Source organism: Bradyrhizobium amphicarpaeae (assembly GCF_002266435.3).
Lineage (GTDB): Bacteria > Pseudomonadota > Alphaproteobacteria > Rhizobiales > Xanthobacteraceae > Bradyrhizobium > Bradyrhizobium amphicarpaeae.
Map to the genome: position 1 here is coordinate 6,672,263 of NZ_CP029426.2, position 26,458 is coordinate 6,698,720.

Sequence of the window (26,458 nt, forward strand, 5' to 3'; positions counted from 1 at the left end):
GAAGGATCTTACCTATTGCTCCAGCACCATCTGGCCGTTGGCGTACTCGAAGCGCTTCAGGCGGGAGAGGAAGGAGAGGCCGAGCAGGTTCTCCGACAGCGCCTCGTCGGGTAGCACCATGGCATCGACGTCGCGCACGACCAGGCCCCCGACCTCGAGCATCGCAATGCGGGTGCGCGCAGCCTTGATGGTGCCGTTGGCGGTAGAGACGGTGGCGTTGTAGTCGCTGCGCGAGGGACGCAGGCCGAAGCGGGCCGCCGAGGTCTCATTCAGCGCAACCACGGAGGCGCCGGTGTCGAGCATGAAGCCGATGCGCTGGCCGTCGATCCGGCCCTCGGTCTGGAAATGACCGCGGCCATCGCGGGAAATGGCGACGCTGCGGCCCCCGGCAGGCGTAGTCGCCGCAACGGCGACCGTGGTGCGCGGCACCGAGGTTGCGGAAGCCGAGCTCATCTTGTCCGCCATCTGCGCCATGAAGGTGCCGAGGCCGATCATGACGGCTGCGATGATCAGAATGTTACGCATCACACCACTTCCGAGCCGCAAAGCTCGATTTCACCACGCGACACGCCAGGCCGCGAGCTTTGCTGCGGCCAGAGCGACGCTATTTTGACGAAAAGGATGAGCGAACGGTTAATGCGGCTTCAGGTGCCGCGCGGCTTGGCACGTCGGGTCGGCACTGCACTGGCCGGATCGTCCGGCCAGGGATGGCGGGGATAGCGGCCGCGCAGGTCGGAACGGACGGCTGCGTAGCTGCCGCGCCAGAAGCCGGGAAGATCGCGCGTCACCTGCACCGGGCGCTGCGCCGGCGACAGCAATTCCAGCACCAGAGGTACCTTGCCGGCGGCGATCGAGGGATGGGTGTTGAGACCGAACAATTCCTGCAGCCGCACCGCGATGGTCGGCCCCTGCTCGGCCTCGTAGTCGATCGCGAGCACGCTTCCGGTCGGCGCCTCGAAATGCGTCGGCGCCTCGCGCTCGAGCCGCGCGCGCATCTCCCACGGCAGCAGCGCCATCAGTGCATCCGAGAGATCCCCGGGCGAAATGTCCTTCAGCGCGATCTTGTCGTAGAGCGCCGGCACCAGCCAGTCGTCGCGCCGCGCGATCAATCCGTCGTCCGTGAGATCGGGCCAGCTGTCGCCCTCGGCCTTGCGCAGGAACATCACCCGGTCGCGCCATTGTTTGGCGGCCTTCGACCAGGGCAGCCGATCGAGGCCGGCGGCGATCAATCCGTCGGCGAGAATGCGCGCGGTGTCCTCCGAAGGCGACAGGGCCATCGTCGCTTCGGACAGCGTGATCGCATGCAGCACGCGCTTGCGCCGCGCGCGCAGCGCCATCGCGCCGCGATCGAACGAAATCTCGTCGGCGCTCTCGATGTGCTCGGCGAAATGCTGCTCGATCTCGTCTTCGCTGATCTGCGCCGCGAGCAGGATACGTCCGCTCGCCGCCGTGCCCGTCATCTCGCCGATCGCGATATAGGGCGCGCGGGCAAGCGAGGAGGTCTGCTCGACCGCGGCGCCGCGGCCGTTGGCAAGCACGAAACTGCCGTTACCGCGATTGCGCGCGACGCGGTCCGGGAACGCATAGGCGAGCATCAAACCGGTCGAGAGATTCTCCTGCGACCCAGCCTTCTCGGAGGCCGCGACCTGCGAGGCCCAACGCCGCGCCAGATCGCGCGCGCTGGCGGCGCGCGGCGAGCGGTCGCGGCGGAACTGGTCGCGCCGGTGCTCGAGATCGACGCTGTCGCCGCCAAGCCCGCGCTCGGTGATGATGGCTGCGATCTCGGCGGCGGCTTCGCCCTCGCCTGCGCGATGCGAATCCACGATCATGCGCGCCAGCCGCGGCGGCAGCGCCAGCGCACGCAGGCTTTTTCCCTCTGCGGTGATGCGGCCGTCGCCATCGAGTGCGTTGAGCTCTTCGAGCAGGCTTTTTGCCTCTTTCCACGCGGGCCCCGGCGGCGGATCGAGGAACGACAGCGCGGCGGGATCACTGACGCCCCATTGCGCGAGATCGAGCACCAGCGAGGACAGGTCGGCGCTGAGGATTTCCGGCTGAGTATAAGGCGCGAGCGAAGCCGTCTGCGGCTCGTCCCAGAGCCTGTAGCAGACACCCGGCTCGGTGCGGCCGGCACGGCCGCGACGCTGGTCCACCGCCGCGCGCGAGGCCCGCACGGTCTCGAGCCGCGTCAGGCCGATGTCAGGCTCGTAGCGCGGCACGCGGGCAAGACCGGAATCGACCACGATGCGCACACCTTCGATGGTGAGCGAGGTCTCCGCGATCGAGGTCGCCAGCACCACCTTGCGCATGCCTTTGGGGGCGGGCGAAATCGCACGGTCCTGCACGGCGGCGTCGAGCGCGCCGAACAGCGGCACGATCTCGATCGAGGCATCCCGCACGCGCTCGCTGAGGAAATTCTGGGTGCGGCGGATTTCGGCGGCGCCCGGCAGGAACGCCAGCACCGAGCCGCCGTCGGCGCGCAGGGCCGAGGCAATCGCATCCGCCATCTGCCGCTCGATCGGCGCATCGGCCTTGCGGCCGAGATAGCGCGTCTCGACGGGGAAGGCGCGACCTTCGCTCTCGACGACGGGTGCGTCACCCAGCAGCTTTGCGACGCGCGCACCATCGAGCGTTGCCGACATCACGAGAATGCGGAGATCCTCGCGCAGCCCGGTTTGGGCGTCACGGGCCAGCGCCAGGCCCATGTCCGCATCGAGCGAGCGCTCGTGGAATTCGTCGAACAGGACGGCGGCAACGCCTGACAGCTCAGGATCGTCGAGGATCTGGCGGGTGAAGATGCCCTCCGTTACCACCTCGATGCGGGTCGCGCGCGAGATCTTCGAGCCGAACCGGACGCGGTAGCCGACGGTCTCGCCGGCGCGTTCACCCAGCGATTTGGCCATGCGGTCGGCGCTGGCGCGCGCCGCAATACGCCGCGGCTCCAGCACGATGATCCTCTTGCCCTTCGCCCAGGGCACATCGAGCAACGCGAGCGGCACGCGCGTGGTCTTGCCGGCCCCGGGCGGCGCCACCAGCACGGCGGCGTTATGCGTCTCCATCGTGCGCGACAAATCGTCGAGCACGGCATCGATCGGGAGGGGCGTGTCGAAACTGCGGGGCAAGACATGATCCCGTCGTCATGCCCGACCTTGTGCCGGGCATCCACGTTCTTTCATCCGGCAGTGAACAAGACGTGGATGGCCGGGACAAGCCCGGCCATGACGGCTGTTCAAGGAGAATGTGTGTAACTGTCAGCCCTGCACCGGCGGCCGGCCAATGCTGTCATAGGTGAAGCCGGCGGCTTCCATCTCCTCGGGGCGATAGATGTTGCGCAAATCGACGACTACGGGCTGCGCCATGACGGTCTTCAGCCGGTCGAGATCGAGCGCGCGGAACTGCACCCATTCGGTGACGATGACGAGCGCATCGGCACCTTGCGCGCAGGAATAGGCGTCCTCGCAATAGGTGATGTCCGGCAACTCGCTCTTGGCCTGCTCCATGCCGACGGGATCGAACGCCTTGACCTTCGCACCCATGTCGATCAGGCCCGTCACCAGCGGGATCGACGGCGCATCGCGCATGTCGTCGGTGTCGGGCTTGAACGTAAGGCCGAGCACGGCGACGGTCTTGCCGCGCAGATTGCCGCCGAGCGCCTGGCTCACTTTCCGCGCCATCGCGCGCTTGCGGTTCTCGTTGACCGCCAGCACGGATTCTACGATGCGCAGGGAGACGTCGTAATCCTGCGCAATCTTGATCAGCGCCTTGGTGTCCTTCGGGAAGCACGAGCCGCCGAAGCCCGGACCGGCATGCAGGAACTTGGTGCCGATGCGATTGTCCAGCCCGATGCCGCGCGCGACCTCCTGCACGTTGGCGCCGGCCTTTTCGGAGAGATCGGCGATCTCGTTGATGAAGGTGATCTTGGTGGCGAGAAACGCGTTGGCGGCGTATTTGATCATCTCGGCGGTGCGGCGTTCGGTGAACATCAGCGGCGCCTGGTTCAGCGACAGCGGGCGGTAGATGTCGCCCATCACCTTGCGGCCGCGCTCGTCGGAGGTGCCGACCACGACGCGATCGGGGAACTTGAAGTCGCGGATCGCCGCGCCCTCGCGCAAGAATTCCGGATTGGAGGCAACCACGACGTCGGCGTTGGGATTGGTCTCGCGGATGATGCGCTCGACCTCGTCGCCGGTGCCGACAGGCACGGTCGACTTCGTCACCACGACGGTGAAGCCGGACAGCGACCGCGCGATCTCTTTCGCTGCGGCGTAAACATAGGACAGATCGGCGTGGCCGTCGCCACGGCGAGACGGCGTGCCGACAGCGATGAACACGGCATCGGCATCCGCGACCGGTTTGGAGAGGTCAGTGGTGAAGTCGAGCCGCTTGGCCTTGACGTTGGTCGCAACCAGCTCGTCGAGGCCCGGCTCATAGATCGGGATCTCGCCGCGATGAAGCGCCGCGATCTTCTTCTCGTCCTTGTCGACGCAGGTGACGTCGTGACCGAAATCCGCAAAGCAGGCCCCGGACACCAGTCCCACATAGCCCGTGCCGATCATCGCGATGCGCATGAAAATCCCTGTTGCAGATTGGTTAACGAAAATGAAACCCCGACGCGGGGGCGGTTTAGCATTTTCCCGAGGGGAAGGAACAGTCCGCATCGAAAAAAGCGGCACGGGAAGTGAATCGGTAAAGAAGTGGGAAACCGTGCAGGCCCCACACTGCCCCACACCCGAACAGGGCGGGCGGAACATGCCTCGAAAAGAGACACGACATGACACCATCAGGCACAATCGCAGGCAGCGGAGGCGTCAACGCCACGGCTGACGCGCGTGTCGACTGGGTCGACTACGCCAAGGGCATTTGCATCATCATGGTCGTGATGATGCATTCGGTGCTGGGGGTCGAGCTCGCCGCCGGCCAAACTGGCTTCATGCATGTTCTCGTGGCCTTCGCAAAGCCGTTCCGGATGCCGGATTTCTTCCTGATCTCGGGCCTGTTCCTGCCGCTGGTGATCGACCGTGACTGGCGAACCTATCTCGACCGCAAGGTGGTGCATTTCGCCTATTTCTATGTCGTCTGGGTGACAATCCAGTTCGGCTTCAAGGCGCCCGCCTTCGCGGCGGAGACGGGCTGGCAGCACGTTGGCCTCCTGTATCTGGAATCCTTCGTCGAGCCGTTCGGCACGCTGTGGTTCATCTATCTGCTGCCGGTCTTCTTCGTCGTCACAAAACTGACACGCAAATTCCCGCCGCTCGTGATCTGGCTCGTCGCCGCCGCACTGGAGACGGCCCGCATCTCGACCGGCTGGACCGCGATCGACGAGTTCTGCTCGCGCTTCGTCTATTTCTATTCGGGCTATCTGTTCGCGCCTTACGTGTTCGCGGTGTCGGATCGCGCGCGGAAACATCCCGCCCTTGCACTTGCAGCGCTCGCGACCTGGGCGCTGGTCAATGCCGGCCTGGTCGCATCGGGGGCCAGCGAGTGGAAGATCATCTCGCTCGTGCTCGGTTTTGCCGGCGCCTGCGCCATCATCACGATGGGCACGCTGCTCGCGCGCGCGCAGTGGCTGAACTTTTTCCGCTTCTGCGGCGAGCATTCGATCGTGATCTATCTCGCCTTCTTCCTGCCGATGGCCGCGACACGGACGCTGCTGCTGCGCACCGGCATCATTCCCGACATCGGCACGGTGTCGCTGATCGTCACCGTCGCCGGCGTGCTCGGCGCGCTCGCGATCTGGCAGGTGGCGCTGCGGCTCGGCGGCAATTTCCTGTTCGAGCGCCCGGATACGTTCTGGATCGCGCCGAAGAAAGCCGGCGCCATGTTGCAGGCGGCGGAGTAGCTGTCGTCCCTGCGAACGCAGGGACCCATACCGCGTGATTTATCGATAGATTGCGGTCTCCGTAACTAGCCTAGTCACTGCCAGTCCTCGCCAAACTCCTCCCCGTGGTTATGGGTCCCGGATCTGCGCTCCGCTTGTCCGGGACGACATTGCGTGTGGGAATCCGCCCAAAAATCCCCCTCACGAGGCTGTCAAAGCCCGCAAAAATTCATACATTGCGGCCATGCCCAAAAGCTCCCCGAAGACCTCCGCCAAGGCTGATACCAAGGCCTCCGTTGACACCAAATCCGCCGCGCCAGCTGCTGCCAAACCGGTTGCGGCCAAGGCGGCGGGCAAGGGCGACCACATCTTCCTGGTCGACGGTTCCGGCTACATCTTCCGCGCCTACCACGCGCTGCCGCCGCTCAACCGCAAGTCCGACGGGCTGCAGGTCAACGCCGTGCTCGGCTTCTGCAACATGCTGTGGAAGCTGCTCCGCGACATGCCCGCCGACAACCGGCCGACGCATCTGGCCATCGTGTTCGACAAGTCCGAGGTCACCTTTCGCAACAACATCTATCCCGAGTACAAGGCGCACCGGCCGCCGGCGCCTGACGATCTGATCCCGCAATTCGCACTGATCCGCGAAGCGGTGCGCGCCTTCGACCTGCCCTGCCTGGAACAAGGCGGCTTCGAGGCCGACGACCTGATCGCGACCTATGCGCGGCAAGCCAGCGAACGCGGCGCCACCACGACCATCGTGTCCTCCGACAAGGATCTGATGCAGCTCGTGAACGACAAGATCATGATGTACGACACCATGAAGGATCGCCGCATCGGCATCCCCGAGGTGATCGAGAAGTTCGGCGTGCCCCCGGAGAAGGTGGTCGAGGTGCAGGCGCTGGCCGGCGACTCCACCGACAACGTGCCCGGCGTGCCGGGCATCGGCATCAAGACCGCCGCGCAGCTGATCACCGAATATGGCGACCTCGAGCAATTGCTGTTCCGCGCCACCGAAATCAAGCAACCGAAGCGGCGCGAGGCGCTGATCGAGAATGCCGAGAAGGCGCGAATCTCGCGCAAGCTGGTGCTGCTCGACGACAAGGTGAAGCTGGACGTGCCGCTGGACGATCTCGCCGTCCACGAGCCCGACGCGCGCAAGCTGATTGCCTTCCTAAAGGCGATGGAATTCACCACGCTGACGCGCCGTGTCGCCGACTACTCCCAGATCGACCCCGCCAACGTCGATGCCGATGCGAGCAACAGCAGCGGCGCCAGGGCCGGCGACGGCGCCGCCAAGGCGAAATCGTCCGAGGCTTCCGGCGATCTCTTCGCCGCGCCTGCGGCCACCGCAACAGGCGGCGACAAGGGCGACAAGGGGGCGAGCCTGAAGGGCGCGCCGATCTCCCTGGCCGCCGCGCGCGAAGAGGCGCTGCGCAAGCTTCCAGTCGATCGCGACAAATATCAAACGATCAAGTCGCTCAAGGAGCTCAACGGCTTCATTGCGCGCATCCACGATGCCGGTCATGTCGCAGTCGAGATCCGCGGAAATTCGATCGATCCGATGCAGGCCGACCTCTGCGGCATCGCGCTGTCGCTGGCGCCGAACGAGGCCTGCTATGTGCCGCTGGCGCACAAGCAAGCTGGCGGCGGCGCCGGCCTGTTCGACGCCGGCCTCGCGCCCGATCAGGTCAAGCATGCCGATGCGATCGAGGCGCTGCGGCCGGTGCTGGAATCGGCGGGCATTCTCAAGATCGGCTTCGATCTCAAATTCACCGCCGTCATGCTGGCGCAGCACGGCATCACCTTGCGCAACACCGACGATGCGCAGCTGATCTCCTATGTGCTCGATGCCGGCCGCGGCTCGCATGCGATCGAATCACTGTCCGAGCGCTGGTTCGGCCACGCCATGCTGAAGGAGAGCGAACTGCTCGGTAGCGGCAAGGGCAAGATCACCTTCGACCAGGTGCCGATCGACAAGGCCGCGGCGCTGTCGGCCGAAGGCGCCGACATGGCCTTGCGTGCCTGGCGCGTGCTGAAGCCGCGCCTGGTCGCCGAGCATATGACCACGGTCTACGAGACGCTGGAGCGGCCGCTGGTGTCGGTGCTTGCGCGCATGGAACGGCGCGGCATCTCGATCGACCGCCAGGTGCTGTCGCGGCTCTCCGGTGACTTCGCCCAGACGGCGGCACGCGTCGAGGCCGAGATCCAGGAGATCGCAGGCGAGCCGGTCAATGTCGGCAGCCCCAAGCAGATCGGCGACATCCTGTTCGGCAAGATGGGCTTATCGGGCGGCACCAAGACCAAGACCGGCGCGTGGTCCACCACCGCCCAGGTGCTCGACGAGCTCGCCGAGCAGGGCCACGATTTTCCGCGCAAGATCCTGGAGTGGCGCCAGGTCTCGAAACTGAAATCGACCTATACCGACGCGCTGCCGACCTATGTCAATCCGCAGACCCATCGCGTGCACACGACCTACGCGCTGGCCGCGACCACGACGGGCCGGCTGTCGTCGAACGAGCCGAACCTGCAGAACATCCCTGTTCGTACCGAGGACGGCCGCAAGATCCGTCGCGCTTTCATCGCGACACCGGGGCACAAGCTGGTCTCCGCCGACTATTCGCAGATCGAACTCAGGCTACTCGCCGAGATCGCCGACATTCCCGTGCTGAAGCAGGCATTCAAGGACGGGCTCGACATTCACGCCATGACCGCGTCGGAAATGTTCGGGGTGCCGATCAAGGGCATGCCGAGCGAGATTCGCCGCCGCGCCAAGGCGATCAATTTCGGCATCATCTACGGCATCTCGGCCTTCGGCCTCGCCAACCAGCTCGGCATCGCGCGCGAGGAGGCCTCGGCCTACATCAAGAAATATTTCGAGCGCTTCCCCGGCATCCGCGCCTACATGGACGAGACGCGCAACTTCTGCCGCAGCCATGGCTACGTCACCACGCTGTTCGGCCGCAAGATGCACTACCCCGACATCAAGGCCTCCAATGCCTCGGTGCGCGCCTTCAACGAGCGCGCCGCGATCAATGCCCGGCTGCAGGGCACCGCGGCCGACATCATCCGACGCGCCATGACCCGCGTCGAGGATGCGCTCGCCGAGAAGAAGCTGTCGGCGCAGATGCTGCTGCAGGTGCATGACGAATTGATCTTCGAGGTGCCCGACGCCGAAGTCGAGGCGACGCTGCCGGTCGTGCAGCACGTGATGCAGGACGCGCCGTTCCCGGCCGTGCTGCTCTCGGTGCCGCTGCATGTGGATGCGCGCGCCGCGAACAATTGGGACGAGGCGCATTGATGCTGCTTTCTGGGTCCCGGCTCTGTGGCGCATCGTTTCACGCTGCGCCACGTCCGGGACACGAGAGCTGAATTGTCCTCCGAGCAATTGCGCGATGGCGAGGTGCCCCCTCGCAGATTAGAACCGAGCCATCTCGTGCACCGGTTCGCTCATGCCCCACACATCCGCCCTGCTCGGCTTTGCCCTCGTCTGCCTCGGTCTCGTGCTGACGCCGGGGCCGAACATGATCTATCTGATCTCGCGCTCGATCACGCAAGGCCCCGCGGCGGGCATCGTCTCGCTCGGCGGCGTCGCGCTCGGCTTCGTGTTCTACATGCTGTGCGCGGCGTTCGGCATCACGGCACTCTTGCTCGCCATTCCCTTTGCCTATGACGCGCTGCGCTTTGCCGGCGCAGGCTATCTGCTCTGGCTCGCCTGGCAGGCGGTGAAACCGGGCGGACGCTCGCCGTTCCAGGTGAAGCAGCTTGCCATCGACAGCCCGCGCAAATTGTTTGCCATGGGTTTCGTTACCAATTTGCTCAATCCGAAAATCGCGATGCTCTATCTGGCGCTGCTGCCGCAATTCATCGATCCCACAGCCGGCAGCGTGCTGACGCAGTCGATGGTGCTGGGCGCAATCCAGATCGCGATCAGCGTCAGCGTCAACGCGATGATCGCGCTGGCCGCCGGATCGATCGCGCTGTTCCTGGCGCACCGGCCGAGTTGGATGCTGGTGCAGCGCTGGCTGATGGGCACCGTGCTGGCGGGGCTTGCGGTGCGGATGGCGGTCGAAGCGAAGAAGGTGTGAGGTTCTTTCGTCACCCTCCCCTTGAGGGGGAGGGTCGCTGCGCATGTAGCAAAGCGGAATGCGTAGCGGGGTGGGGAGATCTCTCCTCACGGGCACTGTCCAACACGGAGAGACCGTCACCCCACCCCGCTCGCGCTGCGCGCGATCGACCCTCCCCCTCCAGGGGAGGGTAAGAGCGAAGCCTCAATCCAGCTTCGCCTCCATGCCGCGCTTGACCGCCGGCCTTGCAATCAGCGCCTCGTACCAGCGCTTGACGTTGGGGAAATCGGCCAGATCAACCTTGTGGCGAGGGTGGCGCCAGGCCCAGCCCAGGATGGCAAAGTCGGCAATCGAGAGGTCGCCGGCGACGAAGTCGCTGTCAGCCAGCCGGCGGTCGAGCACGCCGTAGAGCCGGCGGGTCTCGGCCATATAGCGCTTCAGGCCGTAAGCGCGGTCCTGCTCGTTTTCGAGCGCGATGAAATGGTGCACCTGGCCCGGCATCGGGCCAAAGCCGCCCATCTGCCACATCAGCCATTCATAGACGGGGATGCGGGCACCGAGCGATTTCGGCAGGAATTTACCGGTCTTTTCACCGAGATAGAGCAGGATCGCGCCGGATTCGAAGATGCTGACGGGCTTGCCGTCCGGACCGTTGGGGTCGACGATCGCCGGAATCTTGTTGTTCGGGGACAGCTTCAGGAACTCCGGCGCCATCTGCTCGCCCTTGGTTATGTTCACCGGGACCACCTTGTAGGGCAGCCCCATTTCCTCCAGCGCGACCGAGATCTTGCGGCCGTTCGGCGTGTTCCAGGTATGCAGCTCGATGGTCATGCGTTGCTTCCTTCCCCAACAGGTTTGGCATCCCACCTACTCCAGAACGGCGCGCCCCCACAACCGGCGGTCCCGGATGGCCGATCCCTGTTGACGAGGGACGCCCCCTCTGGAATGTCGCAGCCGTCGCGGATAAATTCCGCCTCCTCCAAAAAGCTCCCGAGGGACCGCCGTGTCGAAATCAGCCTCCCGCGCCCGCCTGTTCGAAATCATCCGCCGGCGCTCCTTCGGCCGCGGCGAGGTGACGCTCGCGTCGGGCCGCAAGAGCGATTTCTACTTCAACCTGAAGCCGACCATGCTCGACCCCGAGGGGGCGACCCTGCTCGCGGAGCTGACCTATGAGGCGCTGAAGGACGACAATCTCGACTTCATCGGCGGCCTCGAGATGGGCGCGGTGCCGCTCGCCGGCGCGCTGGCGCAGATCTCCTGGATCAAGGGCCATCCGATCGCGGCGTTCTTCGTGCGCAAGAAGCCGAAGGAGCACGGCGCCAAGCTCGCGATCGAAGGCCTTCCCCGAGGCGAGACGCTCGAGGGCAAGCGTGTCGTGATCGTCGAGGACGTCACCACGACAGGCGGCTCGGCGATGAAGGCGGTGGAATCGGTGCGCGAGACCGGTGCCGAGGTGGTGCTGGTGCTGACCATGGTCGACCGCGAAGAAGGCGCCACCGACACGTTCGGTGCGGCCGGCTTGCCGTTCCGCTCGCTCTACAAGGCGTCGGAATTCCTGAAGGCGTAACACGGTTCTCGTGTCCCGGGCGCGGCGCAGCGCGGAGCGGTGCGACGCTGAAGCGGGACCCAGCTTGCTTCACCCTCGACATGGGCCCCGGCTCTGCAGCGCACCGCTGAAGAGCGCTGCGCTGCGTCCGGGGCACGAGACCAACTCTCCCTCAACCGCTCATTTACCATCCGGCCTTATGGTGAATCATGTGCTGAGATCCCCAAGGGGTCCCGGCCGGTTCCGTAGCGTCGGGTGGAGTGAGCGTTGCGTACAGTCCTGTCCCATGCGCGCCGGCGGCGTCGCGCGATGCTTGTGGCCGCCACCCTTGCAGCCCCGTTGCTGGCGGCGCCGGCCCCGGTTTCGGCCGAAGGCCTGTTCGACTTCTTCTTCGGCGGCATGCAGCAGCAACGGCCGCAGCGCGAGGTGCCGCAGCAGGCGAGTTCCTACGCCGATCCCTTCACCGGGCAGCAAAATGCCGCAACCCCGCAATATGTGCCGCCGACCCGCGCGGCGGCAGCTGGCGGCTCCGGCCCGGCCTTCTGCGTGCGCAGCTGCGACGGCAAATATTTTCCGCTGATGCGCGGCCTCGCCTCGGCGGCGCAGATGTGTCAGGCGTTCTGTCCTGCCAGCACGACCAAGGTCTATTTCGGCTCCTCGATCGACGGCGCGGCGTCGCAGAGCGGTGAGCGTTACGCCGACAGCGAGAACGCCTTCGCCTACCGCAAGGCGCTGCGTTCGGACTGCACCTGCAACGGCCGCGAGCCGGTCGGCCTTGCCCCGGTCGATCTCGCGCTGGACTCCTCGCTGAAGGCCGGCGACGTGATCGCCACCACCGACGGCCTCGTCGCCTATACCGGCATCCGCGTCGGCAACGATCAGGCCGCGGACTTCACCCCGGTTGCCTCCTATCCCGGCCTCACCGCGCAAGTCCGCGCCCGCCTCGGCGAGATGAAGGTGGCCCCGGTGCGCGCCGAGACGGTGTCGGCAGATGCGCCCGCCCCGGAGATCGTGCGTGAGACGCTGCCCAATGTGACGGTGCCGAAAACGATGGCGCAGAAGCCGGCAAAGCGGGCGGGGCTAGAGTAGCTCGCTCGCGTGTCCCGGACGCGCTGCAGCGTGCGACGCTGCTGCGCAGAGCCGGGACCCAGCAAGCATGGGCCCCGGTTCAGCAGCGCATCACTGACGTGCTGCGCTGCGCCTGGGGCACGAGACTATCGTCCGATGATCACCCCGATCACGTTCGGCGCCGCCAGATATTTCTCCTCGATCGCCGCGCGCGCGGCGGCGCGGTTGTCCGGGGTCAAGAGGCCGCGCTTCTCGGCCAGGATCATCCAGCAGAAGCCCCACCAATCCGTCAGCATGCCCTGGTCGCCGACGAGGTCGTAGCCCTGCTCGGCCGCGAAGATGCGCGCATGGGCTTCGTCCAGCGTGTCCAGGAACAGATGATCCTCGGTCGAGAACAGATCGTCGCTGACGTCGTCGATGGTGTAGCCCCAGATCGACTGGCACACCGCGTTGAACTCGCGGTCGAACTGGTCGTCGTCGATCCTCTGGCGCCGCGCCGCCTGATGCAGCCGCGACAGCGAGCGCGCGAAATCGGCGATCCGGGTAAGGGCAAATTGATCGAAGGCGATGGTGGACATGTAGTCCTCGCAAAGTCTGACAGACGCTAGATATTGTGTCGGCAACGCGCCGAATCACAATGATATATCAAAGACTTGCTAAAGTGTTCTTAATTTGTTCCGAGGCTGTTCCGAAATCTCAGGAACAGCGCGAAGCCGCGATCGCATGGACGCGGCGGTCGCCGAGCAGATGGGCGACGAAGCCATTGGCCGAAAAGATCTTCGCGAATGCGGCGTCGCGGATGCTGAGGCCGCCGGCATAGGCGCCGAACGCCGGCATCACCGCCCGCATCCCGTCGGAGGCGAAGCAGCGGCGCTCCATGGAGCGGCCGCGCGCGGAGACGCGCGCCTTGGGATGGAGATGGCCGGCGATCTCGCCGCGCGCACCGGTCGGCTCGTGACGGAAAGTGATCGGGCCGATCGCGACCTCGTCGGCGACGGTGCCGCCGAGATCGCTCGGCAGCATCGGATCGTGATTGCCCGAGATCCAGATCCAGTCGCGGCCGGCCTGGAACGCTGCAACCACATCGCGATTCTCCGACGACAGCCGCTCATGCGCGGTGCGGTCGTGAAAGCTGTCGCCGAGTGCGATGATTGTGCGCGGATCATGGCGGGAGATGACAGCAGCGAGACGGCTCAGCGTGGCCAGCGTATCGTAAGGCGGCAGCAGCACGCCGCGCAGGGCGAAACTGGAGCCCTTCTCCAGATGCAGGTCGGAGACGACGAGCAGGCGCTGCTCTTCCCAGAACAGCGCGCCGGAGAGATCGGCGGCAAAGGTCACATCGCTGATGGTGACCGTGGACACGCGCATGTCGTCGTCATCCCTCGAAACCTGCGCGCCAATCGTCACGTATTACCCGCTTCTATCCATCGCCTCTTTGACCAGCTCATCGGCGGCTTCGGCCAAAAGCTCGTCTGCAGCTTCGCCATAAACTGACTCGCGACCGATTTCCAGCATCACGGGCACGGCCAGCGGCGAGACGCGGTCGAGTTCCCGGTGCGTAATGCGGCCTTGGATACGGGCGAGCATGTCCCCCAGGCGGCGCAGGTCGAGAAGGCCGGTCGCGGCATCGGCGCGCGCGGCGCGCAAGAGGACGTGATCGGCCTGGTGCTTGCGCAGCACGTCGTAGACGAGATCGGTCGAGAACAGCACCTGACGGCGGCTCTTCTCTTCGCCGGTATGCCGGCGCGTGATCAGGCCGGAGATGATGGCACAGTTGCGGAAGGTGCGCTTCATCAGGGCGGATTCGGCGAGCCAGGCCTCCAGATCGTCGCCGAGCATGTCAGGATCGAACAGCGCGTTGAGATCGATCCGGCCGTCGCGGATCATGGAGGAGAGATCGCCGAGCGCCCAGATCGCCACCGCATATTCATTGGCGACGAAGCCGAGCGGCCGGGCGCGGGCGCGCTCCAGCCGGCGCGTCAGCAGCATCCCGAGGGTCTGATGCGCGAGACGTCCCTCGAAGGGGTAGCAGACGATGTAGTGCTTGTTGGCGCGCGGAAAGCTCTCGACCAGGAGCTCGCGCACCGCCGGCACGCTGCTGACATCCTTCTGCAGCGACAGCCAGTCGCGCACCTGCTCCGGCAAGCCACGCCATGCGCGCGCGTCATCGAGCAGCCGGCGCACGCGTTCAGCCAGATAGGTCGAGAGCGGGAATTTTCCGCCCATGTAGGACGGCACTTTCGGGTCCTTGTCATGCGCGCGCGAGACATAGACCTGATCCTCGACCAGGGTCTCATAGCGCACCACCTCGCCGGAAAACACGAAGGTATCGCCGGGGGTGAGGCCCTCGATGAAGGCCTCTTCGATCTCGCCGAGCAACCGACCGCCGCGCGCGATCACGCCCGTAGAGCCTTTCCCGCCGCCGCGCGAGCGCACCAGCCGCACCTTCAGCATGTCGTCCTCGACGATGGTCCCGACATTCATCCGGTAGCTCTGCCGCACCTTGGGATTGGCGACACGCCAGCGCCCCTCCTTGTCCTGCTTGATGCGGGCGAAGCGCTCATAGGTCTTCAGCGCGTAGCCGCCGGAGGCGACGAAATCGACCACGTCGTCGAAATCCGGCCGCGACAAGTCTGCGTAAGGCGCGGCGGTGCGCACTTCGGCATAGAGGTCATCGGACAGGAACGGCTCGCCACAGGCACAGCCGAGCACGTGCTGCGCCAGCACGTCGAGGCCGCCGGTGCGCAGAGGCGGCGTGTCCTGCGCGTTCTCGGCAATGGCGTCGATCGCGACGCGGCACTCCAGCACCTCGAACCGGTTGGCCGGCACCAGCACCGCGCGCGAGGCCTCGTCGAGGCGGTGGTTGGCGCGGCCGATCCGCTGCATCAGGCGCGAGGAGCCCTTGGGCGCGCCGATATTGACGACGAGATCGACGTCGCCCCAGTCGACGCCGAGATCGAGCGAGGAGGTGCAGACCACGCCGCGCAGGCGTCCCGCCGACATGGCGTCCTCGACCTTGCGGCGCTGGGCGACGTCGAGCGAACCGTGATGCAGCGCAATTGCGAGGCCGTCGTCGTTCATGCTCCAGAGATTCTGGAACAGCATCTCGGCCTGGCTGCGGGTGTTGACGAAGACCAGCGTGGTCTTGTTCGCCTTGATCAGCTCGTAGATTTCAGGGAGCGCGTGGCGCGCGCTGTGGCCGGCCCAGGGCAGGCGTTCGCGCGTATCGAGCATCTCCACCTCGGGCGGCGCCGCCCCGCCGGCGACGACGATGTCGGCGGCGGCCTCCTGGCCACCGGGCTGCGGCACCAGGAAGCGCGCGAGCTGATCCGGCTCGGCAACGGTTGCCGACAGGCCGATCGCGCGCATCTGCGGCGCCAGCCGCCACAGCCGCGCCAGCCCGAGCGAGAGCAGGTCGCCGCGCTTGGATGTCACCAGCGCATGCAGCTCGTCGAGCACGATCCGCTTCAGCGAGGAGAACAGGAACGGCGCGTCATCCGAGGACAACAGCAGCGCAAGCTGCTCGGGCGTCGTCAGCAACACGTCAGGCGGATAGCGCCGCTGCCGCTGGCGCCGCGACACCGGCGTGTCGCCGGTGCGGGTCTCGACCTTGATCGGCAGCGCCATCTCCGCAATCGGTCGCTCCAGATTGCGCGCGATGTCGACGGCAAGCGCCTTCAGCGGCGAGATGTAGAGCGTGTGCAGGCCGCCGGAACGTTGCACGCTGCGGCCGGTGGAAACGAGGTTCTGTTTCTCACCCGCCTTCCGTTCGGCTGCCTCGGTCGAAAGCTCCACCAGGGTCGGCAGAAACCCCGCCAGCGTCTTGCCGGCGCCGGTCGGCGCGATCAGCAGGGCGCTGGCGTCCTCGCGCGCCTTCTCCAGCAGCGACAATTGATGCGCGCGCGGCGACCAGCCGCGGGTTGCGAACCACGCGCTGAAGCGCTCGGGCAGCAGCGCAGGCGTCTCGGCCTGAGTTTTGAGGATGCGGCGCGTCACGCCATGACAGGTAAGCTGTGAGCGTGGCTTCGTCGAGGGGTGGCCCTCCCGGTCTGGACGAGGAGGGCCACTGGGCGGGCATTGTTGCGCAACCTGAGCAAGTGCCTCGCCCTTCGAGACGACCGCTTTCAGCGGTCTCCTCAGGGTGAGGCTCAGAAGCACCGGCGCTTGTCGAAACTGGCACAGCGCACTCGGTCCTCATCCTGAGGGCCCGCCAACGGCGGGCGTCTCGAAGGATGGCCACGCGCGAGATCGTTCCCAGAAACGTGGCCTGCTATCACGCCCCTTGCGGCACCTGATCCAGAAATCCGGTCACGCTTCTGATGCGGCCATCCTTCAGCACGGCAAAATCAGTGCCCTTGATCGGGCTGTCGGCGCCCTCGGGACCAAGTCCCCAGGAAAAGCGGACGTGGTCGCCGTAACCGTTGGGCTCGCCGATCAGCTTGAACCTGAAATCGGGAAAGCGCTGCTGCACGCCCGCGATCAGAGCATCGATGCCGTCGCGGCCATCGCCCTTCATCAGGGGATCGACATAGCTCGCATCAATCGTCCAGTTGTCGCCGAGCAGCTGGCGGCGCCGGCCGGCGGCGCGCTCGTTCCAGAGCTCGATGTAGCTTCGGGCGATGGTGATGGGGTCGGTCATGGCACTCTCCTTCGATGACGCCGTATTCGGCTGTCCCTGACTATCGAAGGTTCCCGCGCGCTTTTCGATTACCTCGCAGGTCATCGTCGCGCGAAAAAATGGAGCGCGATGATGTTGTCATCGCGCTCCGCTTGCATGCGAATTGGCCGTGGAGATTATTTCGCGGCCGTGACCATGATCTCGACGGTGTATTGCGGCGCCGCCAGCTTGGCTTCGACGGTGGCGCGGGCGGGAGTATTGCCGGCCGACACCCAGGCGTCCCACACCGCATTCATCTCGCCGAACGTCTTCATGTCGGTGATGTAGATCGTAGCCGAGAGCAGCTTGGACTTGTCGGTGCCGGCCTTGGCGAGATGGCCGTCGATGGTCTTCAGGATGTCCTGGGTCTGCTTCGTCACGCTTTCGCCGGCCGCGTTGTTGGCGACGACGCCGGCGAGATAGACGGTGTTGCCGTGCACGACGACCTGGCTCATGCGCGGGCCGGTTTCGAAACGCTGAATGCTCATTGGTAGCTCCTCACTGGAATGGCGCCCCTGTCTAGCCCAGCACCTCACGCCCTGCCACCCCGGCGGTGCATGCGTCGCTGGCAACGCATGCGCGGCTTATCGAAGCGGACCGAACAATTCAGCCCGTCGAACAATTCAGCCAACAGCCTTGGCGGCGGACCGGCCCGCATTGCGGCCCGAGAACAGGCAGCCGCCGAGGAAGGTGCCTTCCAGCGAGCGATAGCCGTGCACGCCGCCGCCGCCGAAGCCGGCGGCTTCGCCGACCGCATAGAGGCCGGGAATGACACTGCCCTCGCTGCCGAACACACGGGACTCGAGATCGGTTTCGAAGCCGCCCAGCGTCTTGCGGGTGAGGATGTTGAGCTTGACCGCGATCAGCGGCCCCTGCGCGGGATCCAGGATCCGGTGTGGGGCGGCGGTGCGGATCAGCCTGTCGCCGATATAGCGGCGCGCATTGTGGATGTTCATCACCTGCGCATCCTTGACGTAAGGATTGGCGATCTCGCGGTCGCGCGCCTCGATCTGCTTCCTGACGTGCTCGAGCTTGAGGAGGTCGCTGCCGGCAAGCTTGTTCATGGCCGCAACGAGGTCCTCGATCTTGTCGCGTACGATGAAGTCGACACCGTGGCTTTTGAATGCCTCGACCGGCGCCGGCGCCCCCTTGTTGGTGGCGCGGCGCAAGGTCATGCGCCAGCTCTTGCCGGTCAGGTCGGGGTTCTGCTCCGAGCCCGACAGCGCAAACTCCTTCTTGATGATGCTCTGAGTCAGGATGAACCAGGAATAATCATAGCCGGTCGACATGATGTATTTGAGCTGGCCGAGGGTGTCCGAGCCGGGGAATAGCGGCGCCGGCAATCGCGTGCCCGTGGCATCGAACCACATCGAGGAGGGGCCGGGCAGGATGCGGATGCCGTGGCGCGGCCAGATCGGATTCCAGTTCTGGATGCCCTCGACATAATGCCACATGCGGTCGCGATTGATCAGCCGCGCGCCTGATTTCTCGGTGATGCCGATCATCCGGCCGTCGACATGTTCGGGCACGCCGGAGATCATGAATTTCGGCGGATCGCCCAGCCGCTTCGGCCAATTCTGCCGCACCAGCTCGTGATTGCCGCCGATGCCGCCGGACGCGACGATCACGGCCTGCGCCTTCAGCGCAAACTCGCCGACGACATTGCGCGAGGTGCTTTTGCCGCGCTCGATCGGATCGGGGGCGAGCACGGCACCGTTGACGCCATCCACCGTGCCGTTGGTGATGGAGAGCGCATCGACGCGGTGACGGAACTTGAAGCTGAGCCGGCCGCTCGTCATCGCCTCGCGCGCGCGGCGCTCGAACGGCTCGACGATGCCGGGCCCGGTGCCCCAGGTGACGTGAAAGCGCGGCACCGAATTGCCGTGGCCCATTGCGTCATAGCCGCCGCGCTCGGCCCAGCCGACCACCGGAAAGAAGCGATGGCCCATCGCCCGCAGCCAGGCACGCTTCTCGCCGGCCGCAAACGCCACATAGGCCTCGGCCCATTGCCGCGGCCAGAAATCCTCGTCGCGGTCGAAGCCGGCGGCACCGATCCAGTCCTGCATGGCCAGGTCGAAGGAATCCTTGATGCCGAGCCGACGCTGCTCCGGCGAATCGACCAGGAACAATCCCCCAAACGACCAGAACGCCTGGCCGCCGATCGACTGCTCGCCCTCCTGGTCGACCACGATCACGCGCTTGCCAGCGTCGGCAATCTCGGTGGCGGCAACCAGTCCCGACAGGCCCGCGCCGACGACGATGACGTCAGTCTCTTCGGCCATGTGTTTCCCCCTCCATGAAATTCCCTGTATTTGCCCGGATTGAAGCCAGCGGTTGTAACTGAGATCAAGGGTGCGACGCGTAAGACATCATTAACTTGTTCCACTTTGGGATTGAGATCCGCCAAGTGCAGCGCCGCCGCAACACTGGATTTGAATTTGTTTTGAACGAGCCGGCCTGCCTAGACAAAACCTCGGTTACGACGGACGCTAGTCACGCATCATCACCTGACACGCAGATTCGAATTCGACTGGGGCGGGGCAATGAAGTTTCTGACGGGGTTGCTGGCGGCGGTTCTCCTGATCGCATGCATGGGGGCTTCTCACGCGGTGGTTCGGATCGCGGACGACCGCGGCGGCCGGATCGGAACCTACGTCGACAAATACCAGGATCTCAGGCAGTCAGGTGACACCGTCATCATCGACGGCCTCTGCGCCTCGGCCTGCACCATCGTTCTCGGCGCCATTCCGCATGACCGCATCTGCGTGACCTCGAGCGCGACGCTCGGCTTCCACGCCGCCTGGGATTTCGGCAGCAATGGCCGCGCCGTCACCAACGCCGAAGCGACCCAGATGCTGTATATGATGTACCCCTCGCAGGTGAAGCGTTGGATCAACCAGCGCGGCGGCCTCACCCCGCACATGCTGTTCCTGAAGGGCAAGCAGCTCCAGGCCATGTACAAGCCCTGCTACCTGGACGCGCAGGCCTCGGCCATCAAGCCGTCGCGCCGGCCGCTCCCGCAAACGGACCAGATCGAATCCGCCCGGGGCCAGCTGCGCTGACCCTGCCGGCCTGACCGGACCGTCCCGGCCCGCCAGGCGGCGCCTTGCCCGCAGGCGGGCCAGGGCTTATCTGAGAGCTTGGAACCGGGGCCTTCGCCCCGATCGTTGTCATGGCTCAACCGCTGCACCCCTCGCATCCGCTACAGGACAATTCGCCCACTGCCGGCCGAACGCCGTTCGTGCTGATGGTGGCGGTCGCGGGGATCGGCGGATTGCTGGTGCTCGGCGCGCTGGCGCTGTGGTTCCACTACGGCACGCAGATGTTCTTCGAAATGATCCGGACCGGCTTCGCCGCCTGCTTCTGATCCGCCACAGGAAGTTTTCCGCTCATGAGTTCCGCCACTCGTCCGCTGGTGATCGCGACCGCCTTCGCCGCAAGCCTCGTTGCCGGCCTCCTGATCATGTTCTGGGCCATGGGCGGCGTCAGCAAGGTGGCGCAGCCGGCCGCGATCGGCGGACCGTTTCAGCTGACCGACCAGAACGGCAAAGCCGTCACCGACAAGAGCCTCAAGGGCAAGCCGACCCTGATCTTCTTCGGTTACACCCATTGCCCCGACGTCTGCCCGACCTCGCTGTTCGAGATCTCGGAAGTGCTGCGCGCGCTGGGCAAGGATGCCGACAAGGTCAATGCCGTCTTCGTCTCGGTCGATCCCGAGCGCGACACGCCGGCGGTGATGAAGGACTATCTCGGCAGCTTCGACCCGCATCTGGAGGGCCTGTCCGGCGATCCCGCCGAGACCGCGAAAGTCATCACCTCCTACCGGGTCTACGCCAAGAAGGTCCCGACCAAGGATGGCGACTACACCATGGACCACACGGCGCTGATCTATCTGATGGACCGCGACGGCCGCTTCGTCTCGCCGTTCAATCTGAAGCGGACGCCGGAAGAGGCGGCGGCGGATTTGAAGCGGTATCTCTGAGGGCTCTGATCAACTGCAATCGGCGCTCGCGTTCCCGGCCGGATGGTCTATAAGGCCCTCCGATCCCAATGAAATTCGTTCGTTTCCCGCCGATGGCCCCGTCGCGACAGGTAAAATCGCCCAAGATCGTGCGCCATGTCCTGCTCGGGCTGGTCGCCGGCGTCTGTCTGCTCGCGGGCTCGCCCGCCGCCGAGGCCCAGGCCCCGGCCAAGCAGCCCCCGGCGGCACCTCAAGCCACGCCGCAGGTCGCGCCCCAACCTGCCCCTCAAACTGCTGCCCCGCAGGCCGTGCCGGGCTTCTGGGACCCGCGGCGGCGCCCCGAACGACCGGACCTGTCGCGCCTGACCGTGATCCGCTTCCTGACCGAGACCGACTATCCGCCGTTCAATTTCACCGGCGCCGACGGCAACCCGGCCGGTTTCAACGTCGATCTCGCGCGCAGCCTGTGCGAGGAGATTAAGGTCACCTGCACGGTGCAGATGCGCCGCTTCGAGACACTGGTCGACGCGCTCTCCTCCAACCGCGGCGATGCCATCATCGCCTCGATGGCGGTGAGCCCGCAGCTGCGCGCCCGCGTCGACTTCACCGATCCCTATTACCGCGTGCCGGCGCGCTTCGCCTCGCGCAAGGACGCGGTGATGCCGGAGATCCGGCCCGAATATCTCGAGGGCAAGAAGGTCGGCGTCATCGCCGGCTCCGCGCACGAGGCCTATCTCAAGGCGATGTTCACCGACGCCGAGCTGCACCCCTATCCCAACGACGACGCGCTCCGCAGCGCTTTGCGCAAGGGCGAGGTCGATTTCATCTTCGGTGATGCCATCTCGCTCGCGTTCTGGATCAACGGCACCGATTCCGGCGATTGCTGCGCCTTCTCCGGCGGCCCCTTCGTCGAGAGCCGTTTCTTCGGCGAAGGCATCGGCATTGCCGTGCGCAAGGGCAACGACGTGCTGCGCCAAGCCCTCAACTGGGCCCTGTTCCGGGTCTGGGAAAAAGGCCGCTACACCGATCTGTGGCTACGGTATTTCTCGGTGAGCCCGTTCTGATCTTTCGCTACGCTTGCGGCGAACAAACTGCCGTAGGGTGGGCAAAGGCGCGCAAGCGCCGTGCCCACGTCCTTTGAAGTCGTGGGCACGCTTCGCTTTGCCCACCCTACGATTCCGCGATCGTTGCGCGCCAACTTTTGCATTCTGCCGGGAAATCGCTATTTTCCGCGGCCCGGAGGCCCCTTGATGTCCGTTATCGATCCCAACATGAGCCCGAGTGATCTGCGTGCACTCGCCGAACAATCCAACGCCTGGCCGTTCGAGCAGGCCAAGGCCATTGTCGCGCGGCTGAAGAAAAGCCCGAAGGACGAGGTGTTGTTCGAGACCGGCTACGGACCGTCAGGCCTGCCGCATATCGGCACCTTCGGCGAGGTCGCGCGCACCTCGATGGTGCGCCATGCCTTCCGCGTGCTGACCGAGGACAAGATCAAGACGCGCCTCTTGGCGTTCTCCGACGACATGGACGGGTTTCGGAAGGTGCCGGACAACGTGCCGAACAAGGAGATGCTGACCGCGCATCTCGGCAAGCCGCTGACGCGGGTGCCGGATCCGTTCTCCAACGAGTATCCCTCGTTCGGCGCGCACAACAACGCGCGGCTGCGCGCGTTTCTGGACCATTTCGGCTTCGACTACGAATTCGCGAGCTCGACCGACTATTATACGTCCGGCCGCTTCGACGCGACGCTGCTCAAGATGCTCACCGCCTATGACAAGGTGATGGACATCATCCTGCCGACGCTGGGGCCCGATCGCCGCGCCACCTATTCGCCGTTCCTCCCCATCAGCAAGACCACCGGTGTCGTGCTGCAGGTGCCGATGATCCGCCGCGACGTCACCGCAGGCACGGTGACCTATCTCGACCCCGACACCAACCAGGAAGTCGAGACGCCGGTCACTGGCGGCAACGTCAAGTGTCAGTGGAAGGCCGACTGGGCGATGCGCTGGGTCGCGCTCGGCGTCGACTACGAAATGGCCGGCAAGGATCTGATCGATTCGGTGAAGCTCTCCGGCGCGATCGCCAGGGCGCTCGGCGCCACGCCGCCCGAAGGCTTCAACTACGAGCTCTTCCTCGACGAGAAGGGCCAGAAGATCTCGAAGTCGAAGGGCAACGGCCTCACCATCGATGAATGGCTGCGCTATGCCTCGCCGGAATCGCTGTCGCTGTTCATGTACCGCGAGCCCAAGGCGGCGAAGCGGCTGTATTTCGACGTCATCCCGCGCAACGTCGACGACTATCAGCAGTTCAGCGACGGATTCGCCAGGCAGGACGACAAGCAGCAGCTCGGCAATCCGGTCTGGCACATCCACAACGGCAAGCCGCCGCAGGGCGACATGCCCGTCACGTTCCAGCTGCTGCTGACGCTGGTGTCGTCGTCGAACGCGGAAAACGCCGAGACGCTGTGGGGTTTCATCGGCCGCTATCGTCCGGGCGTGAGCCCACAGACGCATCCGAAGCTCGATGCGATGGTCGGCTACGCCATCAATTATTACCGCGACTTCGTAGCGCCGACGAAGCAGTTTCGCGTGCCCACCGACACTGAGCGCGCCGCATTGCAGGATCTGCGCGATGCGCTGTCGCAGCTGCCGCCCGAGGCGACGGCCGAGGAGATCCAGAACGTCGTCTACGAGATCGGCCGCCGCGAGCCGTTCCTCGACCAGGTCAAGAAGGGCAAGGACGGCCGTCCCGGCGTCACGCTGGACTGGTTCAACATGCTCTACCAGGTGCTGCTCGGCCAGGAGAAGGGCCCGCGCTTCGGCTCCTTCGTCGCGGTGTACGGCGTGCAGAACGCGGTGAATATGATCGACGGCGCGCTGGCAAGGAGCGCGTGAGGCACCAGCTGTCATCGCCCGGCTTGACGGATCCAGTGATCTAGAGGCCGTGACTATAGAATCGAGGCGCCACGGCATACTGGATTCCTTGCTTTCGCGACGCGAGCGCGGGGAATGACAGCGGAACATGTGGCAGCCGTCACTGCCTTGCCCAAACAATCCGCGCTACCCACGCCACGTCGCTCGCCTCGATCGTGCGCGCGGCCTGCGCCGCCTCGAGCGGCTGCAAGTCCAGCGCCCTGGCCGTGCGGCGCTTCAACGTCGCGACGAGCACGTCGCCCTTTCCAGTCTTCACCACCACACGATCCCCTTTGCGGATCGGCGTGCCGGGCGAGACAAGGATGATGTCGCCGCTGCGATAAACAGGCGCGAGCGCATCACCGGAAATCTCCAGCGCAAAGGTCCGGCCGTCCTCGGCGGTGGGCAGCGCCGTCTCGGTCCAGCCCTTGCCGGAAGGAAGGCCGGTCTCGTCGAAGGCGCCGCTCGCGCCGGCCAGCGCGAAGCCGAGCAGCGGTACCGAGCGGCTGTCGCCTGCGTCCTCGTCGATCAGCCGCGCAAAGCTCTCGATTGAGGCGTCGGCCGCGGCCAGCGCCTTCGCGATCGATTCGGTCGAGGGCCAGCGCTCGCGGCCGTCGGAGGTGACGCGCTTGGACCTGTTGAAAGTGGTGGGGTCGAGCCCGGCGCGCTTGGCAAGGCCGGACGGCGACAGGCCGGCGCGCGCCGCCAGCCGATCCAGGGCGGCCCAGATATGGCCGTGGGTCAGCATCCTCTGCGCTTTGGCCTGCCTGACCATGCAAGGTCCAGCCCGTCGCAACTCAGGAAAACTGTCCTCAAATCAACCGGTTTTCTGTTTTTCGCGCAAGAGGCGATCGGGGATGCGATCCCAGCGCTTGAGTTCGAGAGGTGTGGCCTTTACGGTCGCGCCCGGGTTTCAAGACCCGCAAGAGGCGAAAAAACCAAATAAACTCAAGGGCTCCGGTAGCGGTGGTCAAGATCTACAAAATCTGTCCGGCCTCGGCCTGGCGCGAGGCGGAACGGCACGGCGTCTACCGGGGCAGCGCGGACGATGCGCGCGACGGCTTCATCCATTTCTCCACCGCCGCCCAGGTTCCCGAGACCTTGCGCAAGCATTATTTCGGCCAGCGCGCGCTGTTCCTGGTCGAGGTTGACGGCGAGGTGCTCGGCAGCGCGCTGCGCTGGGAGCGCTCGCGCAATGACGAGCTGTTTCCCCATCTTTATGGCGAGCTCGATTTCGGCGCGGTGCTGTCGGTGGCGAACCTCAACATGCGCTCCGACGGCGGCCACGACACTCCGGAGTTGCTGCCGTGATCCGCGCTTTCGACGCCTTTTCGCTGCCGGTGCTGCGCTGGCTCGATCCGGAAGACGCCCATCGCCTCGCGATCCAGGGCTTGCGCTTCCTGCCGCCGGCCAAGCCCCGCGCTGACGATCCCAAGCTCGCGATGCGCGCCTTCGGGCTCAACTTCCCCAATCCGATCGGCATGGCCGCGGGCTTCGACAAGAGCGCCGAGGTGCCGGATGCGCTGCTGCGGCTCGGTTTCGGCTTCGTCGAGATCGGCTCGGTGACGCCGAAGCCGCAGAGCGGCAACCCGCGGCCGCGGCTGTTTCGTCTGGAGCGCGACGAGGCCGTCGTCAACCGCATGGGCTTCAACAATGACGGCGCCGATGTCGCGTTGCGCCGGCTCGCCGCGCGCGCGCAGCACGGCGGCATCGTCGGCGTCAATGTCGGTGCCAACAAGGATTCGCCGGACCGCGTCGCCGATTACGTCAAGCTGATCGAGACCTTTGCGCCGGTCGCGAGCTATTTCACCGTCAACGTCTCCTCGCCGAACACGCCGGGCCTGCGCAATCTGCAGGAAGGCGCCCTGCTCGACGATCTCCTCGCAAGGGTGATCGACGCCCGCGAGCGTGTCAGGCAGAAGGCCGGCGACACGCCGGTGCTGCTCAAGATCGCGCCGGATCTGAGCCTTGCCCAACTCGACGACGTCGTGCAGGTGGCGCGCTCGCGCCGGGTCGACGGCATGATCGTGTCGAACACGACGATCGCACGGCCGAGCACGCTGCGCGAGGTGATGCGCGCCAAGGAGCAAGGCGGCCTGTCCGGCCGGCCGCTGTTCCGTCTGTCGACGCGGATGGTCGCGGAGACCTATGTGCGCGTCGAAGGCGCGTTCCCGCTGATCGGCGTCGGCGGCGTGGACTCGGGCGGTGCCGCGCTGACCAAGATCCGCGCCGGCGCGAGCCTGATCCAGCTCTATTCGTCGCTGATCTACAAGGGCCTCGGCCTCGTCGACGAGATCAAGCGCGATCTCACCTCGACGCTGCTGCGGACGGGACGGGACTCCCTGTCCGAGATCGTCGGCGCCGATGCCGCGACACTCACCGCGGAAGACTGGCCGGGGATGTGAGGGGCGTTCGTGCCCCGGACGCAGCGC

The 26,458-nt window shown here is 65.6% G+C and carries 23 protein-coding genes; 12 read left to right on the forward strand and 11 right to left on the reverse strand.

The features are described from left to right. Window positions 1-12: 12 nt before the first annotated feature. From CIT40_RS31350 to CIT40_RS31360, 3 genes are all read right to left on the reverse strand, one after another. Complete coding sequence (locus CIT40_RS31350) at window positions 13-525, reverse strand: TIGR02281 family clan AA aspartic protease (protein ID WP_162307762.1); 513 nt, start codon at window positions 523-525, stop codon at window positions 13-15. 119 nt (window positions 526-644) lie between these two features. Next, entirely contained in the window at window positions 645-3,119 is a 2,475-nt protein-coding gene (hrpB, locus tag CIT40_RS31355; protein ID WP_162307763.1) for an ATP-dependent helicase HrpB, read from the reverse strand. A 129-nt stretch (window positions 3,120-3,248) separates the two neighbouring features. Continuing rightward, on the reverse strand, window positions 3,249-4,565 hold the full coding sequence (locus tag CIT40_RS31360) for a UDP-glucose dehydrogenase family protein (protein WP_094893130.1): 1,317 nt from the start codon (window positions 4,563-4,565) through the stop codon (window positions 3,249-3,251). Between the two features lie 203 nt (window positions 4,566-4,768). On the opposite strand from CIT40_RS31360, the gene CIT40_RS31365 reads away from it, so the two are divergent. The 3 genes from CIT40_RS31365 (at window position 4,769) to CIT40_RS31375 (ending at window position 9,903) form a co-directional block, all read left to right on the forward strand. After that, entirely contained in the window at window positions 4,769-5,836 is a 1,068-nt protein-coding gene (locus tag CIT40_RS31365) for an acyltransferase family protein (protein WP_094893131.1), read from the forward strand. A gap of 223 nt (window positions 5,837-6,059) precedes the next feature. Further along, a complete protein-coding gene (gene polA, locus CIT40_RS31370) occupies window positions 6,060-9,116 on the forward strand; it encodes a DNA polymerase I (RefSeq protein ID WP_094893132.1) in 3,057 nt (1,018 codons plus the stop codon). A gap of 151 nt (window positions 9,117-9,267) precedes the next feature. Beyond that, window positions 9,268-9,903 carry a LysE family translocator gene (locus CIT40_RS31375; RefSeq protein WP_094893133.1) on the forward strand — a complete coding sequence of 212 codons (636 nt, stop codon included), beginning with the start codon at window positions 9,268-9,270 and terminating at the stop codon, window positions 9,901-9,903. A 183-nt stretch (window positions 9,904-10,086) separates the two neighbouring features. Here the strand turns inward: CIT40_RS31375 and CIT40_RS31380 are convergent, their stop codons facing one another. Further along, window positions 10,087-10,713 (reverse strand): glutathione S-transferase family protein, encoded by a 627-nt coding sequence (locus tag CIT40_RS31380; RefSeq protein ID WP_094893134.1) that lies wholly within the window; start codon window positions 10,711-10,713, stop codon window positions 10,087-10,089. 172 nt (window positions 10,714-10,885) lie between these two features. Between CIT40_RS31380 and pyrE the strand changes: the two genes are divergently transcribed. Both pyrE and CIT40_RS31390 read left to right on the forward strand, forming a co-directional pair. Further along, complete coding sequence (gene pyrE / locus CIT40_RS31385; protein ID WP_008136514.1) at window positions 10,886-11,449, forward strand: orotate phosphoribosyltransferase; 564 nt, start codon at window positions 10,886-10,888, stop codon at window positions 11,447-11,449. 288 nt (window positions 11,450-11,737) lie between these two features. Further along, window positions 11,738-12,517 carry a DUF2865 domain-containing protein gene (locus CIT40_RS31390; protein ID WP_162307764.1) on the forward strand — a complete coding sequence of 260 codons (780 nt, stop codon included), beginning with the start codon at window positions 11,738-11,740 and terminating at the stop codon, window positions 12,515-12,517. A 125-nt stretch (window positions 12,518-12,642) separates the two neighbouring features. Here the strand turns inward: CIT40_RS31390 and CIT40_RS31395 are convergent, their stop codons facing one another. From CIT40_RS31395 to CIT40_RS31420, 6 genes are all read right to left on the reverse strand, one after another. Then, a complete protein-coding gene (locus CIT40_RS31395; RefSeq protein ID WP_038973194.1) occupies window positions 12,643-13,074 on the reverse strand; it encodes a hypothetical protein in 432 nt (143 codons plus the stop codon). Window positions 13,075-13,192: 118 nt separating this feature from the next. Continuing rightward, the gene (gene pdeM / locus CIT40_RS31400; RefSeq protein ID WP_167443384.1) at window positions 13,193-13,864 is read right to left on the reverse strand and encodes a ligase-associated DNA damage response endonuclease PdeM; all 672 of its coding nucleotides are present in this window, start codon (window positions 13,862-13,864) and stop codon (window positions 13,193-13,195) included. A gap of 42 nt (window positions 13,865-13,906) precedes the next feature. Further along, a complete protein-coding gene (locus CIT40_RS31405) occupies window positions 13,907-16,492 on the reverse strand; it encodes a ligase-associated DNA damage response DEXH box helicase (RefSeq protein WP_094893136.1) in 2,586 nt (861 codons plus the stop codon). A gap of 277 nt (window positions 16,493-16,769) precedes the next feature. Continuing rightward, complete coding sequence (locus CIT40_RS31410) at window positions 16,770-17,135, reverse strand: nuclear transport factor 2 family protein (RefSeq protein WP_162307765.1); 366 nt, start codon at window positions 17,133-17,135, stop codon at window positions 16,770-16,772. A gap of 155 nt (window positions 17,136-17,290) precedes the next feature. Continuing rightward, window positions 17,291-17,641: a RidA family protein gene (locus tag CIT40_RS31415; RefSeq protein ID WP_094893138.1), complete on the reverse strand. Its 351-nt coding sequence runs from the start codon at window positions 17,639-17,641 to the stop codon at window positions 17,291-17,293. A gap of 135 nt (window positions 17,642-17,776) precedes the next feature. Continuing rightward, on the reverse strand, window positions 17,777-19,435 hold the full coding sequence (locus tag CIT40_RS31420; RefSeq protein ID WP_094893139.1) for an FAD-binding dehydrogenase: 1,659 nt from the start codon (window positions 19,433-19,435) through the stop codon (window positions 17,777-17,779). A 261-nt stretch (window positions 19,436-19,696) separates the two neighbouring features. Between CIT40_RS31420 and CIT40_RS31425 the strand changes: the two genes are divergently transcribed. From CIT40_RS31425 to CIT40_RS31445, 5 genes are all read left to right on the forward strand, one after another. Next, the gene (locus CIT40_RS31425) at window positions 19,697-20,215 is read left to right on the forward strand and encodes a hypothetical protein (RefSeq protein WP_094893140.1); all 519 of its coding nucleotides are present in this window, start codon (window positions 19,697-19,699) and stop codon (window positions 20,213-20,215) included. A gap of 110 nt (window positions 20,216-20,325) precedes the next feature. After that, window positions 20,326-20,520, forward strand: a complete 195-nt coding sequence (locus CIT40_RS31430; protein ID WP_094893141.1) for a hypothetical protein — start codon at window positions 20,326-20,328, stop codon at window positions 20,518-20,520. 24 nt (window positions 20,521-20,544) lie between these two features. Beyond that, window positions 20,545-21,135, forward strand: coding sequence for an SCO family protein (locus tag CIT40_RS31435; protein ID WP_094893142.1), 591 nt, complete (start codon window positions 20,545-20,547; stop codon window positions 21,133-21,135). 92 nt (window positions 21,136-21,227) lie between these two features. Continuing rightward, the gene (locus CIT40_RS31440; RefSeq protein ID WP_094893199.1) at window positions 21,228-22,178 is read left to right on the forward strand and encodes a transporter substrate-binding domain-containing protein; all 951 of its coding nucleotides are present in this window, start codon (window positions 21,228-21,230) and stop codon (window positions 22,176-22,178) included. Between the two features lie 186 nt (window positions 22,179-22,364). Beyond that, on the forward strand, window positions 22,365-24,008 hold the full coding sequence (locus CIT40_RS31445; RefSeq protein WP_094893143.1) for a lysine--tRNA ligase: 1,644 nt from the start codon (window positions 22,365-22,367) through the stop codon (window positions 24,006-24,008). A 139-nt stretch (window positions 24,009-24,147) separates the two neighbouring features. Here CIT40_RS31445 and CIT40_RS31450 read toward each other — a convergent pair whose 3' ends face one another. Further along, complete coding sequence (locus CIT40_RS31450) at window positions 24,148-24,801, reverse strand: S24 family peptidase (protein ID WP_094893144.1); 654 nt, start codon at window positions 24,799-24,801, stop codon at window positions 24,148-24,150. Between the two features lie 191 nt (window positions 24,802-24,992). Between CIT40_RS31450 and CIT40_RS31455 the strand changes: the two genes are divergently transcribed. Both CIT40_RS31455 and CIT40_RS31460 read left to right on the forward strand, forming a co-directional pair. After that, a complete protein-coding gene (locus tag CIT40_RS31455) occupies window positions 24,993-25,337 on the forward strand; it encodes a DUF952 domain-containing protein (RefSeq protein WP_094893145.1) in 345 nt (114 codons plus the stop codon). After that, window positions 25,334-26,431 (forward strand): quinone-dependent dihydroorotate dehydrogenase, encoded by a 1,098-nt coding sequence (locus tag CIT40_RS31460; protein ID WP_094893146.1) that lies wholly within the window; start codon window positions 25,334-25,336, stop codon window positions 26,429-26,431. Before CIT40_RS31455 ends, CIT40_RS31460 begins: the two co-directional genes overlap by 4 nt. The last annotated feature ends 27 nt before the right edge of the window (window positions 26,432-26,458 follow it).

What these genes read in the sequence shown, in the direction of transcription:
- CIT40_RS31350 (WP_162307762.1), bottom strand. Translation starts at nt 525, where the DNA reads ATGCGTAACATTCTGATCATCGCAGCCGTCATGATCGGCCTCGGCACC.
- CIT40_RS31360 (WP_094893130.1), bottom strand. Translation starts at nt 4,565, where the DNA reads ATGCGCATCGCGATGATCGGCACGGGCTATGTGGGACTGGTGTCCGGG.
- CIT40_RS31365 (WP_094893131.1), top strand. Translation starts at nt 4,769, where the DNA reads ATGACACCATCAGGCACAATCGCAGGCAGCGGAGGCGTCAACGCCACG.
- polA (WP_094893132.1), top strand. Translation starts at nt 6,060, where the DNA reads ATGCCCAAAAGCTCCCCGAAGACCTCCGCCAAGGCTGATACCAAGGCC.
- CIT40_RS31375 (WP_094893133.1), top strand. Translation starts at nt 9,268, where the DNA reads ATGCCCCACACATCCGCCCTGCTCGGCTTTGCCCTCGTCTGCCTCGGT.
- CIT40_RS31380 (WP_094893134.1), bottom strand. Translation starts at nt 10,713, where the DNA reads ATGACCATCGAGCTGCATACCTGGAACACGCCGAACGGCCGCAAGATC.
- CIT40_RS31390 (WP_162307764.1), top strand. Translation starts at nt 11,738, where the DNA reads ATGCTTGTGGCCGCCACCCTTGCAGCCCCGTTGCTGGCGGCGCCGGCC.
- CIT40_RS31395 (WP_038973194.1), bottom strand. Translation starts at nt 13,074, where the DNA reads ATGTCCACCATCGCCTTCGATCAATTTGCCCTTACCCGGATCGCCGAT.
- pdeM (WP_167443384.1), bottom strand. Translation starts at nt 13,864, where the DNA reads ATGCGCGTGTCCACGGTCACCATCAGCGATGTGACCTTTGCCGCCGAT.
- CIT40_RS31410 (WP_162307765.1), bottom strand. Translation starts at nt 17,135, where the DNA reads ATGACCGACCCCATCACCATCGCCCGAAGCTACATCGAGCTCTGGAAC.
- CIT40_RS31415 (WP_094893138.1), bottom strand. Translation starts at nt 17,641, where the DNA reads ATGAGCATTCAGCGTTTCGAAACCGGCCCGCGCATGAGCCAGGTCGTC.
- CIT40_RS31420 (WP_094893139.1), bottom strand. Translation starts at nt 19,435, where the DNA reads ATGGCCGAAGAGACTGACGTCATCGTCGTCGGCGCGGGCCTGTCGGGA.
- CIT40_RS31425 (WP_094893140.1), top strand. Translation starts at nt 19,697, where the DNA reads ATGAAGTTTCTGACGGGGTTGCTGGCGGCGGTTCTCCTGATCGCATGC.
- CIT40_RS31430 (WP_094893141.1), top strand. Translation starts at nt 20,326, where the DNA reads ATGGCTCAACCGCTGCACCCCTCGCATCCGCTACAGGACAATTCGCCC.
- CIT40_RS31435 (WP_094893142.1), top strand. Translation starts at nt 20,545, where the DNA reads ATGAGTTCCGCCACTCGTCCGCTGGTGATCGCGACCGCCTTCGCCGCA.
- CIT40_RS31440 (WP_094893199.1), top strand. Translation starts at nt 21,228, where the DNA reads ATGGCCCCGTCGCGACAGGTAAAATCGCCCAAGATCGTGCGCCATGTC.
- CIT40_RS31445 (WP_094893143.1), top strand. Translation starts at nt 22,365, where the DNA reads ATGTCCGTTATCGATCCCAACATGAGCCCGAGTGATCTGCGTGCACTC.
- CIT40_RS31450 (WP_094893144.1), bottom strand. Translation starts at nt 24,801, where the DNA reads ATGGTCAGGCAGGCCAAAGCGCAGAGGATGCTGACCCACGGCCATATC.